Genomic DNA, 14,594 nt, shown 5'->3' on the forward strand with positions numbered 1-14,594 from the left:
GCGTCGACGCGCTGGACCGCGACGGAATCGGACGAGATCCGTCCGATGAGAACGTCGTCATTGCACCGTCCCCCACCCGCCGTGTTCGTTGTGCCAGGCGATGGCGCGCCTGATCTCCGTCTCGTCCAAGCCGGTTCGGCACGCCAGCTCTCCGAGCGTGAGAGCCGGCGTGCCACTGCTCAGGGCGCGGTTGACTTTCGCCGCCCAGAGTTCCTCCTCTGTGAAAGGCCGGCGCTGGTAGGTCTTCCTCAGCACGGCGAAGTGCCCGGTGCTGCACGCCGTGATGATCCGCAGGCCGTCGAACCAGTCGTTCCGAAGACTCACGGACGAGGAGTCGGGTACGTATCCGCGCACGGCCTCGTCTTCCGGGAACGTCGCCCCGCAGACGTCACACAGCTCCAGACGGACCGCGGGCATCCGCTTCTTCCTGCGCTTCCTCATCCCGTCTCGCCTCCCGGAAGGAGGTGAGGAAGCGATTCAGCCGGCGGCATGGGAATCAACTCCTCGGTCGTCTGCACGCTGTCAGTGACAGCAACGTGTACGGGGCGGATGCCACATCCGTTCCCTCAGCCCGGCCCTGATGTCGGTCCGATGGTGTGTGATCCACTCGCACGCGGGGCTCACCCAGGGGCTCTGTGGGGCTCCGAGGAACTCACCTGCCAGTCCGTCGAGAATCCGACCGCATGCCGTGTCTGGGTACCCGCGCCGAAACACGCCACGCGATCACGACAACGCACACCGGCGGCAGCCGAGGCCGTCGGCCCCGAGCCCGGCGGTACGGGTCGATCGGCCACCCCGGCGGTCGGGGCCACTCCAGGATCGTGTGAGGCTGCGCCCGTGGTCAGCGGCGTAGGTGGCGACGACCGCCGTCGATGGCCCGCCCGTGTGGAGGAGACGCCGGTCGAGGATGCCAGCGAGGTCGTCCCGTGCGCTGGCGAGCAAGTCGCCGGTCAGTCGGACGTCGGGCCGCCGCGCGGTCCGCCCGCGCTGGGCGGGGGCAGAGGCATGGCCGGCCGGTGTGATGTCACCCGGCCCCGGGGTGGCGACGGTGACGAGTGACAGGTGGACGGAGTCGAGTGGGCCGGCTGCTGCGCGGCCCTGGAACCAGGCGTGCGCGTGAAAGCCTCCGGCATGTGGGGCCGGTGGATGATCGCCCGGCCCAGGATGATGACGGCGGCCCGGAGACCGACCACCGCCACCGTGGCGAGTGGGCCGGCGAACCCGACCACCCGTCCGCGAGCGCGCAGGCACCGGGCGGTCTTCACAGCCCGGTCATGACGAGACGGCTCAAGCCGGCGTGGCGGGTGGGGTGCCAGAGGGTGTGGAACAGGTCTCGCAGGGCGGCCATGACCAGCGCGACCCCTACCAGCGAGACCGACCACTCCATGCGCGTCTCCCGCGGGCCCGTCGTGTGAAGGGGCCCCGGCTCGCCGGGCAGGGAATCAGGGGCACGAGCGGCACTGACGGACGCGGCGTGCCGCGGGCTCCTTCCCGTCCCCGCGACACGGCGGCCCCTGCCGCACGAGTCGGCCCGACTGAGGTCACCTGTGCAGAACCACCCGGTGGGGTTCGCTCAGTCTCCGCGGTGCCGGGTGGTCCCCGCGGGGGCACGCGGTGTGCGGCCACCGTCCGGCCCGTAGCCGAATCGGATCAGCACCTGGGGGCAGCAGCGCCGCTGCGGCAGGCAGGCCGCCGCCCGCAGATCCGGCCACTCCATCGCCTGGTGCAGCATCGAGGTGCGCACCCCGTGCGCGGTCGCGGTCAGCAGCACCCGCTCCAGGGCCTGCCCCGCCCGCAGGATGGTGTTCCCTCGGCCGGGACGGCCCCTCTCGCCATCTCTGCCTGCGCGTCGTCACGGACGGCGGCCACTTGGGTCGGCGCGTCGGTGCCGGACCACCCGTCCGTGAACGACCGCGAGGGTGAGAAACAGCACGACCACCGCGGTGGGCACGGCCGCGACCGTCCACCGGTCCACGCCGCCCTCGCGCTCCGCGACCGCCCCGAGGGCCGCCGCGCCCACGGCGGCAGCCGGCCCGGCACCGAGGAGCAAGGCGACGACGTTCCGCGCACGTCCGGTGTCGAATGGCCTTCTGTCGCGGCCGAGTTCCCCCCACTCGTGGGCGGCCTCGCGCAGGTCACGGCGGCGCTGAGCTGCCGCGCGTGCCCTGAGGCCCACCGTGACGGCGGAACCGGCCAGCGCCGCGCCGGAAGGTGCCCACCACTTTTCACAGACGAGCAGCAGCAGCGCGACGATCCCGGTGGTGGCCCAGCCGCTGAGGCAGGCCTCCGCGGCCTTGCGGTGGGCCGGCGGCCGGTCGGCTCCCGCGCGCAGGTCGGCGAGGGCCGGCAGGTACCAGACACAGCCCGCCGCGGTGACCGTGGCGGCTCCGAGGGCGAGGACGGCGTGGGGCATGGCCTACCTCGCCGCCTCTTCGAGTCCGGCGATCTCCGGGTGGTGCAGGTCGAAGGCCGGGGACTCGCTGCGGATGCGGGGCAGCGAGACGAAGTTGTGGCGGGGCGGCGGGCACGAGGTCGCCCACTCCAGCGAACGGCCGTAGCCCCAGGGGTCGTCGGCCCGGACGGGCTTGCCGTACCTCGCGGTCTTCCAGACGTTGTAGAAGAACGGGAGGATCGACAGACCGAGCAGGAACGAACCGATCGAGGAGACGGTGTTGAGGGCGGTGAAGCCGTCGGCTGCCAGGTAGTCGGCGTAGCGGCGGGGCATGCCCTCGGCGCCCAGCCAGTGCTGGACCAGGAACGTGGTGTGGAATCCGACCGTGAGCGTCCAGAAGGTGATCTTCCCGAGGCGCTCGTCGAGCATCTTGCCGGTGAACTTGGGCCACCAGAAGTGGAATCCGGCGAACATCGCGTACACGACCGTACCGAAGACCGTGTAGTGGAAGTGCGCGACGACGAAGTACGAGTCGGAGAGGTGGAAGTCCATCGGCGGGGACGCCAGTATCACGCCGGTGAGGCCGCCGAAAAGGAAGGTGATCAGGAAGCCGACGGTCCACAGCATGGGCGTCTCGAAGGACAGCGAGCCCTTCCACATCGTGCCGATCCAGTTGAAGAACTTCACGCCCGTCGGCACCGCGATGAGGAACGTCATGAAGGAGAAGAACGGCAGCAGGACGCCGCCGGTGACGTACATGTGGTGCGCCCACACCGTCACGCTCAGGCCCGCGATCGCGATCGTCGCCGCGATCAGACCCATGTAGCCGAACATCGGCTTGCGGGCGAAGACCGGGATGACCTCGGAGACTATGCCGAAGAACGGCAACGCCAGGATGTAGACCTCCGGATGCCCGAAGAACCAGAACAGGTGCTGCCACAGCAGGGCTCCGCCGTTGGCCGCGTCGAAGACGTGGGCGCCGAACTTGCGGTCCGTCTCCAGCGCGAACAGCGCCGCCGCCAGCACCGGGAAGACGATCAGGACCAGCAGAGCGGTCAGCAGTACGTTCCAGGTGAAGATCGGCATCCGGAACATCGTCATGCCCGGCGCCCGCATGCAGACGATCGTGGTGATGAAGTTGACCGCGCCCAGGATCGAGCCGAAACCGGACAGTGCCACCCCCATGATCCACAGGTCGGCGCCGAGCCCGGGCGAGTGGACGGCGTCCGACAGCGGCGCGTACAGGAACCAGCCGAAGTCGGCGGCGCCGCCCGGGGTGAGGAAGCCGAGCGCCGCGATCGCCGAACCGAACAGGAAGAGCCAGTAGGCGAGCATGTTCAGGCGGGGGAACGCGACGTCGGGCGCACCGATCTGCAACGGCATGATCCAGTTGGCGAACCCGGTGAACAGCGGCATCGCGAACATCAGCAGCATGATCGAGCCGTGCATGGTGAACGCCTGGTTGAACTGCTCCTGCGACATGAGCTGAAGGCCGGGCCGGGCCAGCTCCGCGCGCATCAGCAGCGCCATCACACCGCCGACGATGAAGAAGGCGAACGCGGTGACCAGGTACATCGTCCCGATCTTCTTGTGGTCGGTGGTCGTCAGCCACTCCGTCCACGTCGGCCGTGCGGCCCGTCGGGGCGTCTCCGCGGCCCCGGTGACCCCGGCACTCGGCCGCGCGGTCCCCGCCTTGTGTGTCTGTGCCTGGTCCACCGGTCGGTGTCCTCCCCTTCTGCCTTGTCGACGACGAGCCGGGAAGTGCCGTGCTGCGGGTATGGACCTGGCCTCTTCCCGGCCGCCGCCTCATGATCGTCGGAGGGGCACCCCCGCGGGATAGGGCCGAACAGCCCCCGGTCGGCCGTCGGACGGGGTCGAACGTCCCCGACCGCTCAGGCGGCCCACGCGCAGCGTCTCCAGCGGGGCGCCGGTGTCCGCCGAGTCGCCATCGGACGCCCCAGCCCGGCCCCGGCGGGGTGGTCCAGTCCTGCGAAGCGGCACTGAACGCGCTCGACACGGCCGAGCGTCTCGGCCTGGACGACCCTCTCCTGCACGCCGCCGACCTGCTCGTCCATCCGGTCCTCGCCCGCGACCGCCAGGCTATGGCCGACCTCGTCCTCGGCACCCTCGGTCCGCTGACGACCGCCCGCGGCGCCGCCCAGCCCCTCCTCGACACCCTCACCGTCTCCTTCGACTCCGGCTGCGTCGCCGCCGAGGCGGCCCGCCGCCTGTCCCTGAGCGTGCGGGCCATGACCTACCGCCTGGAACGCGTCCATCAGCTCACCGGCGCCGACCCCGCGGACCCGGCCCACCGCTACATGCTCCGGACCGTGACCATCGGCGCCCGGCTCCTGGACTGGCCCGCCAAGGAGTGTGAGGCGACCGGGCGGTCGCTTCGCGCATCGGCCCGGCCGGTGCCACGGCCGCCGAACCCGCCGACGGCCACCGCCCCGCGCTGGTGAGGTCACTGGGGACGGGGGGCGGAGCGGGCGGCCGGGCATCGGGGTGCCCCGGCTCGGAGCAGTCGCCGGTCCGCGTGGTGCCGGCTGACCGCGCCATCGCGCCCGGGGAGTCCGCTGCCGGAGAGTTGATCCACGCGGCCGGGTTTCCGAACAGGCGTTTCTTCCCACGCGTACTCGGGGGAAGTTCCGATCTCGGCGAGTCCGGACTCGCGGGGTGCGGTGCCACTGGAGCGTCGTTCGGCAGGGCCATGCCGGCGAAGGCGATGGGTGGGGGTCCGTCAGCCGATGCTCCGCTGCCACGACCGACACCGCACCGAGTCCGGCACGATCACCGTCCTCGGCTGCCGGAAGTGAGGACCGCGTCCGGAACTGGCCGTCCCGGACACGGTGATCCGGCGGTCCTCAGGCGGACGGCACCAGGGAGAAGACCACCCGCTTCCCGGTGGTGGTGTTCTCCCGCTCGTTGAGCCCCCACAGGCGCCCGGACGACGGGGCGTAGGAGAGGTTCTGGGTCAGCGGCGGGGCATGGGTGAGGACGTGCGGCGCGGCGCCCGGCAGCGCCCGGTGGATGCAGTACGGCACGTCGGAGTCGGTGGTGCCCGCCGTCTCGGGGCACTCGCCGCTGAAGTAGTAAGAGGTGCCGTCCGTGGCGGCTCCCTGTACCTTCCAGATCGGCACGGTGTAGGCACCGGTCGCCGTGACCGTGCCGGTGTAGTCGTTCGCGGTGTCGGTGTCCGGGAGCGCCGTGCTCGCGTTCAGCGGCCAGCGGATCAGCGGCCCACCGCCCTTGGTGGCGATCTGCGAGGTGACCAGGGCGTCCGGTGAGGACGTCCGGTCCAGGCTGAGCGAGGTCAGGCACGGCCGCGTGGCGTCGCAGGGGTCACCCGTGGTGCCGGTGAAGTAGATGCCGACCATGGGCAGCGCCCAGTTGTGGTAGCGGGCCGAGGACTTGCCGTTGCCCAGGATGCCGACCTGGTCGGTGGAGGTGTCACTCATCTTCCACAGGTGTCGCAGGTCGTAGACCTGCATCTGGTGCCCGGTGGCGACGAAGAGCTTGTTGCCGTACCAGGTGACACCGTCCGCATGACCGCTCAGCACGTCCGTCCCGGACCGGTCACCGGCCCCGCCCACCGGGCGGAAGGTGGAGCCGCTGCCGGTGGAGTACGGGTCGACGAGAAGCACGTGCTGGTAGGTGACCGAGGTGCCGGTCGACTCCGCGATGGTGATCCGCGCGTAGTCGTTGTCGGTGTAGTGCCAGGAGGCGATGTAGAGGTAGTGGCCGTTCCAGGTCCCGTTCGGCTGGGCGTCGTGCGAACCGGTCAGTCCCTGGGGCGTCCAGACGGCGGAGGTGTCATCGGCCTGGTCCCAGCAGAAGCCGTCGTACTTCAGTGAGCCGTCGAGGTTGGTGCTGTGGCACAGTGCCGCCCGCCCGGCGTGACCGCCGTCGGCGAGCACCTGGTCGGGCGAGGTGCGCACGGAGACGCTTCCCGACGCCTCGATCTGCTGGATCGCGGCGCCGCGGTTCGTGAAGTCCCCCGCCCGCATCGTGAACCCGCTGGGGTCGATCGGGGCCAGGACGGAGGCGGCTGCCGCCGGATGAGCCACGGACAGGGTGACCGCCGAGAGCAGCAGGGCCAGGAACGCGCCGACCGCCCCGATCCACCGGCGGTTCGTCCCGCACATGATTCTGTTCATGCGCGCTGACGCTACATCAGCAGCCGTCATTAACATACGGATTGGGCAGGACCGCCAGCCCGGGAGCAAGGTGGCGGGCGCCTTCGCGGATCGCCTCTTCCGTGGGGCGGAAGCCGTATTGCGCCCCTGTGGAGGCTCTCCCGACGATGGCGCCACCACGAGAGACGGGAGCCGACCCCCATGCCTCACACGACCGCCTTCGCAAGGAACCAGTGGTACGTCGCCGCCTACAGTCACGAGGTCGGGCGCGAGTTGCTCGGCCGCACGATCCTCGGTGAGCCGCTCGTCCTCTACCGTGCCGAGGACGACGGCACCGCGGTCGCCCTGGCCGACCGCTGTGTCCACCGCCGCTTCCCCCTGTCGGAGAGCCGGCTCGACGGGGACCGCATCGTGTGCGGCTACCACGGCTTCACCTACGACACGACGGGCGCCTGCGTGTACGTGCCGGGGCAGAAGCGCGTCCCGCGCACGGCCCGGGTCGCCTCGTACCCGGTCGTCGAGCAGGACTCGCTGGTGTGGGTGTGGATCGGCGACCCGGCGCTCGCCGACGCGGGGACCGTTCCGCGGGCCCGGCACCTGGACTCCCCGGACTGGGTCACGGTGCGCGGCATGGAGCCGATCGACGCCGACTACGGCCTGCTGGTGGACAACCTCCTCGACCTCTCCCACGAGACGTATCTGCACGGCGGCTACATCGGCACCCCGGAGGTCGCCGAGACGCCGATCACCACCGAGGTCGACGAGGGCGCCGGCATCGTGCGGGTCAGCCGGCACATGGACGACGCCGAGTGCCCGCCCTTCTACGCCCGCTCCACCGGTATCGAGGGCCGTATCACCCGCTGGCAGGACATCGAGTACCACGCGCCCTGCCTCTACCTGCTGCACAGCCGGATCGCGCCGGCCGGCGTGCTGCCCGAGCCGGACGGCACCGACCCGAACGGCTTCCACACCGAAATCACCTATGCGATCACCCCGTCCACCGACGGCAAGGTGTTCGACTTCTGGGCCGTCTCCCGGGACTTCGCGAAGGACGACGAGGAAGTCACCACGTTCCTGCACGACTTCAACCACACGGTCGTCATGCAGGACGTCGACGCGCTCAACCTGTTGCAGAAGACACTCGGCACCGAGCCGGCCGGCTACCAGGAGCTGAGCATCAACATCGACACCGGTGGTCTCGCCGCCCGCCGCATCCTCGCCCGTCTGGTCGAGGAGGGCGACAAGCCGGTGGAGAAGGTCCGGTGAGCACGCCGTCCGCCGCCGTGAGCCGCGAGGTCTACCGCGTCGACTGGCTCCCCGGCACCGACGTCCTGCACGGCACCTGCCACTGCGGCGCCGAGAACACCGCCGACGACCCGGTGCGGATGTGGGAGTGGATGCTCGCGCACCCCGAAGGACACCAGCCCGGAGGAACCACCTCATGACCGTGTACGAAGCCGAACTCGTCGTCGACCGCCGCGAGTCGGCGGCCGAGGGCGTGCTCACCCTCACCCTGCGCCATCCGCTGGGCGAGGAGCTGCCGGCCTGGGAGCCGGGCGCCCATGTCGACGTCCTGCTCGGCCCGGGCCTTGAGCGGCAGTACTCACTGTGCGGCGATCCCGCGGACCGGCACCGGTGGCGGATCGCCGTACTCCGCGAGGCCGACGGGCGGGGAGGCTCGGCGTACGTCCACGAGCGGCTGCGCGAGGGCGACGAGATACGGGTGCGGGGGCCGCGCAACCACTTCGCCCTGCACCCCTCCCCGCGCTACCGGTTCATCGCGGGCGGCATCGGCATCACGCCCGTCCTGCCGATGCTCGCCGCGGCCGAGGCGGCGGGCGCCGAGTGGACCCTGCTGTACGGCGGACGCACCCGCCGCTCCATGGCGTTCACCGCGGAGCTGGAGCGGTACGGGGACCGGGTCACGGTCGCCCCGCAGGACGAGACCGGGCTGCTGGACCTGGCCCCGGTGCTGGACGGCCTGCCCGACGGCACGCTCGTCTACTGCTGTGGCCCGGACCCGCTGCTGGACGCGGTCGAGGAGCGCTGCCCGGCCGGGGCGCTGCGCGTCGAGCGGTTCCGGCCCAAGGAGCAACCCGCCGGAGACGACCGCGCGTTCGAGGTCGTCCTGGGGCGGAGCGGCCGTACGCTCACCGTCCCGCCGCGGGTGTCGATCCTCGACACCGTGCGTGCCGCAGGCGTCGAGGTGCTCTACTCCTGCGCCGAGGGCACCTGCGGCACCTGCGAGACCGACGTCCTGGAGGGCGCGCCGGAGCACCGGGACTCGGTCCTGACGGACGAGGAGCGGGAGTCCGGCGAGACCATGATGATCTGCGTGTCCCGGTGCCGGGGCGGGCGGTTGGTGCTCGATCTGTGATGGACCCTCTGGTCACGAGAGGTACGCCTCCACGTCGCCGAACCGGGCTGCGGCGGGGCGCGAGGAGGACTCCCCTGTGCGCTGTCACCGTTGTCTCCCGCCGCCGGGGCAAGGCAGCCGGGGCGGCGACGTGCGCCCAGCGCACTGCCTCGGGCAGAGCACCCCAGGCCCGGGACGGAGTCCTCCCGCTCAGACGTAGAACCGCGACAGGCTCCGCAGGACGGCCGCGGGCTTTCCGCCGCCGTCGATCTCCATCGTGCCGTCCACGGCGATCTGCACCCCGTCCGGCACGTCCTCCACCGAGGCGAGCTTCGCGACCAGCCGGATACGGGAGCCGACCTTCACCGGGGCCGGGAAACGCACCCTGTCCAGACCGTAGTTGACCTTCGTCGACACGCCCTCGACCTCCAGCAGCTCGGTGAAGAGCGGGATGAAGAGGGAGAGGGTGAGAAAGCCGTGGGCGATGGGCGCGCCGAACGGGCCGTCCTTCGCCCTTTCCGGGTCGACGTGGATCCACTGGTGGTCGCCCGTGGCGTCGGCGAAGGTGTCGATCCGCTCCTGGGTGACCTCGATCCACGCGCTGGTGCCGAGGTCGCTGCCGGCGAGCTTCTTGAGTTCGTCGAGGCCGTTGACGGTGATGCTCATCTGTGGTCCTTGTCTAGGAGGTGGTGCCGTACCGGGAGCGGACACGGGATTTGAGGAGCTTTCCGGAGGCGGTGCGCGGGAGGGCGTCCGCGATCACCACCGACTGGGGGATCTTGTACTTGGCCAGCCGACCGGAGAGTGAGGCGATCACCTCGTCCGGGTCGAGCGTGGAGCCCTCGCGGGGGACGACGACCGCGCGCGGCACCTCGCCCCACCTGTCGTCGGGCACGCCGATGACGGCGCACTCGACGATGTCGGGGTGGGCGAGGAGCTGGTCCTCGATCTCGGCGGGGTAGATGTTCTCGCCGCCTGAGATGATCATGTCCTTGATGCGGTCGACGATGTAGACGTACCCGTCCTCGTCGACGCGGGCCGCGTCCCCGCTGCGGAACCAGCCGTCGGCGAAGACGGCCTCGGTCTCCTCCGGCAGTCCCCAGTAGCCGGACATGACGTGCGGGCCGCGCACCACGACCTCGCCCGTCTCGCCGACGTCGACCGGTGCGAGGTCGGGCCGCACCACCCGTACGTCGCTGAAGAAGTGCGGCACACCGGCCGAACCCGCCTTGCCGACCGCGTGCTCGGCGTCCAGGAAGAGGGTGCCGGGCGCGGCCTCCGTCATGCCGTAGCCCTGGAGGAAGGTGAGCCCGCGCTCCTGGTACGTGGCGATCAGCGGGGTCGGGACCGGTGAGCCGCCGCAGGTGAGGATGCGGAGGCTGGACAGGTCGGCCCCGTCCCAGCGCGGATGCCGGGCCACCTGGTCGAACATGGTCGGCACCCCGAACATGAAGGTGATCCGGTGGCGTTCGATCAGGTCGAAGGTGGCGTCCGGGCCGAAGGACTCCACCAGGACACAGGTGCCCCCCTTGAGCAGGACGGGCAGGGTGAGCATGTTCAGCCCGGCCGTGTGGAACAACGGGGCCGAGACCAGGGCGCGTTCGTCGGCGGTCAGGTCGTGGTCGACAAGGACGTTGAACGCGTTCCAGACCAGGTTGCCGTGCGTGAGCATGGCGCCCTTGGGCCGGCCCGTGGTCCCCGAGGTATACATGATGAGGCAGGTGTCGTCGAGGCGAACGGGCTGGTCGATCGGCTCGTCGCTGGCGGCGGCCAGCAACTCCTCGTATGCGGCGCCCACTTCGACGTACGTCCGTCCATCGGTGCTGCCCGGCAGTCCGGCCGCCGGCGGGGCCGGCGAGGGCGCGTGGACGAGGGCCTTGGCGCCCGAGTCGGCGAGCTGGTAGGCGATCTCGGGTTCGGCGAGGCGGATGTTGAGCGGGACGAAGACCGCGCCGAGGGTGCCCGCGGCGAAGAGCGTCTCCAGGAAGGCGGGGTGGTTCGGGCCGAGGTAGGCGATCCGGTCGCCGGGGCGGACTCCCCGGGCGCGCAGGGCGTGCGCGAGGCGGGTGGTGCGTTCGTACAGCTCGGCGTAGGTGACGCTCCGGTCGCCGTGGATCAGGGCGGTGCGGTGCGGGGTCTTGCGGGCCCGGCGTGCGGGCCACGACCCCAGTCCCTCGTTGCGCATCTCACGGCCCCTTCAGGTGTGCGTCAGTCCGAGCAGCCGGGCGGCGTTCTCCTTGAGGATCTTCGGGCGCACTTCGTCCTTGATCGACAGCTTCGCGAAGTCGGCGAGCCAACGGTCGGGGGTGAGGACGGGGAAGTCCGAGCCGAAGAGCACCTTGTCCTTGAGCAAGGTGTTGGCATAGTGCACGAGCTGTGGCGGGAAGTACTTCGGCGACCACCCGGACAGGTCGATGTGCACGCCGGGTTTGTGCGTGGCGACCGCCAGGGCCTCGTCCTGCCAGGGGAACGACGGGTGCGCCAGGATGATCTTCAGGTGGGGGAAGTCGGCGGCGACGTCGTCCACGTGCAGCGGGTTGGAGTACTTCAGCCGGATGCCGCCCCCGCCGGGGACTCCGGCGCCGATGCCGGTCTGGCCCGTGTGGAACAGGGCGATGGTCCCGGTCTCCTCGATGACCTCGTACAGGCCGTAGGCCACCGAGCGGTCGTTGGGGAGGAAACCCTGGATGCTGGGATGGAACTTGAAGCCCTTCACCCCGTACTCCTCGACCAGGCGCCGGGCCTGCTTCACGCCGGCCTTGCCGCGGAAGGGATCGATGGAGGCGAACGGGATCAGCACGTCCGGGTTCGCGGCGGCGGCCTCGGCGACCTCCTCGTTGGGGACCGGTTCGGTGCCGGTGGCGGACTCGGCGTCGACGGTGAAGATCACGGCGGCCATCTTCCGCTCGCGGTAGTACGCGGCCGTCTCCTCCAGGGTCGGCTTCCGGTCGCCCTCTACCTTGAAGTAGGCGGAGGAGGCGTCGTGCAGGTCGTCGTCCAGCGAGGAGTGTCCCTTGGAGGAGACCTCGGCGTGGGTGTGGACGTCGATCGCGACGAGTTCGTCCAGGCCCATCACGCCTCCGGGAACTTCGGCGCGGGGATGCCGACGGTCTGCGGTTCGGCGCCGACCGAGGTGGCCCACACGTCGGCGAGGGTGTCCGGGGACCAGCCGCCGTCCGCGTACGCCGCCGTGACCTCCCGCGGGTGCGACCAGAGTGCCACCTTGTCACCGCCGATGCCGATGGCCTGGCCGGTCACGCCGCGCGCCGCCTCGGAGGCGAGGAAGGGTACGAGAGCGGCGCAGTCCTCGGGGGTGCCGAAACCCTCGCCCTTGCGGAGGAAGTCGGGCAGCGGCTCGCCGTTCTTCAGGGCCTCGATGTAGGGGGCGAAGGCCGGGATCGTCTCCGTCATGGCGGTGGCGGCGACCGGAACGATCGCGTTGACGGTGATGTGCGCGCGGGCCAGCTCCATCGACCAGGTGCGGGCCATGGCGGCGATGCCGGCCTTGGCGGCGGCGTAGTTCGTCTGTCCGAAGTTGCCGCGCTGTCCGGCCGGGGAGCCGACCAGGATCATCGTGCCGCCCTCGCCCTGCTCACGCATCCGGACGGCGGCGGCTCGGGCGCAGGTGAAGGTACCGCGCAGATGGGTGGTGATCACCGCGTCGAAGTCGTCGTCGGTCATCTTCCACAGCACCTTGTCGCGCAGGATGCCGGCATTGGTGACCAGGACGTCCAGACGGCCGAACTCCTCCACGGCGCGGGCCACCAGCCGGTCGGCGGCCTCGCCGGTACCGACCGCGACGGCCTCGGCCACGACCTTGCCGCCCGCCTCGGTGACGGACTTGGCGGCTTGCTCGGCGACGGCCTCGTCGACGTCGTTCACGACCACGGCGGCGCCGTGGGCGGCGAGGGCATGGGCGTAGGCCAGGCCGAGGCCACGGCCGCTTCCGGTGACGACGGCCACCTTGCCGGTGAGATCGATGCTGGGCACGAGCGGGTCCCTTCCAGAGGGGTCGGCCGCCGGGCGCGCCACGGTGGGTGCGCCTGTGGCTCGGGCGGCGTGCGGTCCGGAATCGAAGCTAAGGACAATCATTGTTGTCGTCAATAGTTGTTGCCGACCGGTCCGTGCGGCATGCTGTGAGGCAGCACGTACGTACGTCCCGCCTCCGGACGGAGGCCCGGCCCAGGGAGCCCGCCATCACCGGCCAGCAGCACGCCCCAGAACACGCCGTGGGCTCCGCCCCGATCGACGCTCGCGAGCCGTGGATGCGCGGGCTGCACGCGGACACCGGCTATCTGCTGTACCGGCTCGGGCTGCGCTCCGGCCAACTGTTCAACGCCTTCCTCCAGGAGTCCGGCCTGCGGCTGCGCCACTACGCGCTGCTGCGCTTCCTCGCCACTCAAGAGGGCGCCCTGCAACGGGAGTTGAGCACCTCCCTCGGCTACGACCCGAGCGCGATCGTCGGCCTGGTCGACGATCTGGAGAGGCTGGGGTTCGCCGAGCGCCGCCCCTCCCCGGACGACCGGCGCAGCCGTATCGTCGTGCTGACCGAGGCCGGCCGGGTCTTCCTGCGCGACACCGACGAGGCGGGTTCGCGGGTCACGGGCGAACTGCTCCGGCCGCTCGACGCCGAGGAGCGGGACGTCCTGCACACGCTGCTGCTGAGGATCGCCGAGAACGGGCTCGGGTGACGCCGTCCCCATGACCGCCGACGCGCTGCCCCCGCAGACGGTGCGCTCCGCACCGGACCGGCTGCTCGCCGTGCTCGCGGCCTTCGACCACGCGCATCCGGCGCTCTGTCTGACCGACATCAGCCGCCGGGCCGGGCTCACCCTCACCACCACGCACCGGCTGGTGGGGGCACTGACCGAGTGGGGCGCACTGGAGCGCGACGCGGAGGGTCTCTACCACGTGGGGCTGAGGCTGTGGGAGATCGCGGCGCTCGCTCCGCGCGGACTCGCGCTGCGGCAGGTGGCGCTGCCGTACCTGGAGGACCTGTACGAGGCGACGCACGAGAACGTGCAGCTGGCGGTGCGCGACGGCGGGGAGGTCGTGTACGTCGAGTGGCTCTCCGGGCGCTCCGCGGTCGGCGTCCACATCAGGGTCGGCGCCCGCTGGCCGCTGCACGCCACCGGGGTCGGGCTCGCGCTGCTGGCCCACAGCGGGCAGCCGTTCCAGGAGGCGTACTGCGAGGGGCCGCTGACCGCGTTCACGCCGTACACCATCGCGGATCCCGCGCGACTGCGCCGCGAACTGGCGGAAGTGCGGCGGTCGGGCGTGGCCGTGAGCAGTCGTCAGATCACCGAGGACGCCCTGTCGGTGGCGGCCCCGGTACACGGCCGCGACGGCGGGGTGATGGCGGCGGTGTCGATCGTGGTCCCCCACGCGACGGCCCAGGCAGCCGTGCTGATTCCGGCGGTACGGCTCGCGGCGCGGGGGATGTCACGGGCGCTGGGGTGGCAGCCGGCGGCACGCTGAGCCGAGGTTCGCACGGCTCAGGCTTCGGGGCAGGAAACCGGGGCAGTGACCGGCGTTGAGGTGGAGCACCACCGGGCAGCGATCAGACGGATCGGTCTACGCCGGTCGACGGCGGCGTCCCGCTCCCGTACCAGGGCTCGATCCCGCTCGCGGTCTCCCCGGTCCTGTACATCCTCATCGGCTGCCTCAAGCCGCAAGGTCGGGACCTGCGACGTCTGGTACGTGCGATCGC

At 71.0% G+C, this 14,594-nt stretch carries 14 protein-coding genes and 2 pseudogenes; 6 read left to right on the forward strand and 10 right to left on the reverse strand.

Annotated elements, in window-relative coordinates; all coding sequences use genetic code 11:
- Positions 1 to 57 precede the first annotated feature (57 nt).
- The 5 genes and pseudogenes from IE294_RS09425 to ctaD all read right to left on the reverse strand — a co-directional run bounded on the left by IE294_RS09425 (position 58) and on the right by ctaD (position 4,108).
- On the reverse strand, positions 58 to 441 hold the full coding sequence (locus IE294_RS09425) for a hypothetical protein (RefSeq protein WP_189884251.1): 384 nt from the start codon (positions 439 to 441) through the stop codon (positions 58 to 60).
- A gap of 820 nt (positions 442 to 1,261) precedes the next feature.
- On the reverse strand, positions 1,262 to 1,387 hold the full coding sequence (locus tag IE294_RS48995) for a hypothetical protein (RefSeq protein ID WP_268252777.1): 126 nt from the start codon (positions 1,385 to 1,387) through the stop codon (positions 1,262 to 1,264).
- Positions 1,388 to 1,573: 186 nt separating this feature from the next.
- Positions 1,574 to 1,798: pseudogene (locus IE294_RS09435) on the reverse strand (hypothetical protein); the annotation flags it as partial.
- A 54-nt stretch (positions 1,799 to 1,852) separates the two neighbouring features.
- Positions 1,853 to 2,413, reverse strand: a complete 561-nt coding sequence (locus IE294_RS47410; protein WP_229917078.1) for a hypothetical protein — start codon at positions 2,411 to 2,413, stop codon at positions 1,853 to 1,855.
- 3 nt (positions 2,414 to 2,416) lie between these two features.
- Positions 2,417 to 4,108 (reverse strand): aa3-type cytochrome oxidase subunit I, encoded by a 1,692-nt coding sequence (gene ctaD, locus IE294_RS09445; protein ID WP_189884253.1) that lies wholly within the window; start codon positions 4,106 to 4,108, stop codon positions 2,417 to 2,419.
- Positions 4,109 to 4,347: 239 nt separating this feature from the next.
- Between ctaD and IE294_RS09450 the strand changes: the two are divergent.
- Positions 4,348 to 4,764 (forward strand): annotated as a pseudogene (locus IE294_RS09450) (PucR family transcriptional regulator); the annotation flags it as partial.
- Positions 4,765 to 5,256: 492 nt separating this feature from the next.
- Here IE294_RS09450 and IE294_RS09455 read toward each other — a convergent pair.
- The gene (locus IE294_RS09455) at positions 5,257 to 6,549 is read right to left on the reverse strand and encodes a hypothetical protein (protein ID WP_229917080.1); all 1,293 of its coding nucleotides are present in this window, start codon (positions 6,547 to 6,549) and stop codon (positions 5,257 to 5,259) included.
- Positions 6,550 to 6,729: 180 nt separating this feature from the next.
- Here IE294_RS09455 and IE294_RS09460 point away from each other — a divergent pair, with 180 nt between their 5' ends.
- The 3 genes from IE294_RS09460 to IE294_RS09470 are packed head-to-tail and all read left to right on the forward strand — an operon-like array spanning position 6,730 to position 8,905.
- Positions 6,730 to 7,794, forward strand: a complete 1,065-nt coding sequence (locus tag IE294_RS09460; RefSeq protein ID WP_189884255.1) for an aromatic ring-hydroxylating dioxygenase subunit alpha — start codon at positions 6,730 to 6,732, stop codon at positions 7,792 to 7,794.
- On the forward strand, positions 7,791 to 7,973 hold the full coding sequence (locus IE294_RS09465) for a hypothetical protein (protein ID WP_189884257.1): 183 nt from the start codon (positions 7,791 to 7,793) through the stop codon (positions 7,971 to 7,973). Before IE294_RS09460 ends, IE294_RS09465 begins: the two co-directional genes overlap by 4 nt.
- Positions 7,970 to 8,905 (forward strand): PDR/VanB family oxidoreductase, encoded by a 936-nt coding sequence (locus IE294_RS09470; protein WP_189884259.1) that lies wholly within the window; start codon positions 7,970 to 7,972, stop codon positions 8,903 to 8,905. Before IE294_RS09465 ends, IE294_RS09470 begins: the two co-directional genes overlap by 4 nt.
- A gap of 189 nt (positions 8,906 to 9,094) precedes the next feature.
- Here the strand turns inward: IE294_RS09470 and IE294_RS09475 are convergent, their stop codons facing one another.
- From IE294_RS09475 to IE294_RS09490, 4 genes are read right to left on the reverse strand one after another with little or no spacing between them, the layout of a single operon-like run.
- Positions 9,095 to 9,550: a MaoC family dehydratase gene (locus tag IE294_RS09475; RefSeq protein ID WP_189884261.1), complete on the reverse strand. Its 456-nt coding sequence runs from the start codon at positions 9,548 to 9,550 to the stop codon at positions 9,095 to 9,097.
- 13 nt (positions 9,551 to 9,563) lie between these two features.
- Positions 9,564 to 11,069 (reverse strand): o-succinylbenzoate--CoA ligase, encoded by a 1,506-nt coding sequence (menE, locus tag IE294_RS09480; RefSeq protein ID WP_189884263.1) that lies wholly within the window; start codon positions 11,067 to 11,069, stop codon positions 9,564 to 9,566.
- Positions 11,070 to 11,081: 12 nt separating this feature from the next.
- Entirely contained in the window at positions 11,082 to 11,957 is an 876-nt protein-coding gene (locus IE294_RS09485; protein WP_189884265.1) for an amidohydrolase family protein, read from the reverse strand.
- On the reverse strand, positions 11,957 to 12,874 hold the full coding sequence (locus tag IE294_RS09490) for an SDR family NAD(P)-dependent oxidoreductase (RefSeq protein ID WP_306433390.1): 918 nt from the start codon (positions 12,872 to 12,874) through the stop codon (positions 11,957 to 11,959). The genes IE294_RS09485 and IE294_RS09490 overlap by 1 nt, the downstream gene beginning before the upstream one ends.
- A 239-nt stretch (positions 12,875 to 13,113) precedes the next feature.
- Between IE294_RS09490 and IE294_RS09495 the strand changes: the two genes are divergently transcribed.
- Together IE294_RS09495 and IE294_RS09500 are read left to right on the forward strand one after the other, a co-directional pair.
- Positions 13,114 to 13,575 carry a MarR family winged helix-turn-helix transcriptional regulator gene (locus tag IE294_RS09495; protein WP_229917081.1) on the forward strand — a complete coding sequence of 154 codons (462 nt, stop codon included), beginning with the start codon at positions 13,114 to 13,116 and terminating at the stop codon, positions 13,573 to 13,575.
- Between the two features lie 10 nt (positions 13,576 to 13,585).
- Positions 13,586 to 14,362, forward strand: coding sequence for an IclR family transcriptional regulator (locus tag IE294_RS09500; protein WP_189884267.1), 777 nt, complete (start codon positions 13,586 to 13,588; stop codon positions 14,360 to 14,362).
- Positions 14,363 to 14,594 lie beyond the last annotated feature (232 nt).

Origin of the sequence: Streptomyces canarius (genome assembly GCF_014650735.1) — a bacterium.
Lineage (GTDB): Bacteria > Actinomycetota > Actinomycetes > Streptomycetales > Streptomycetaceae > Streptomyces > Streptomyces olivaceoviridis.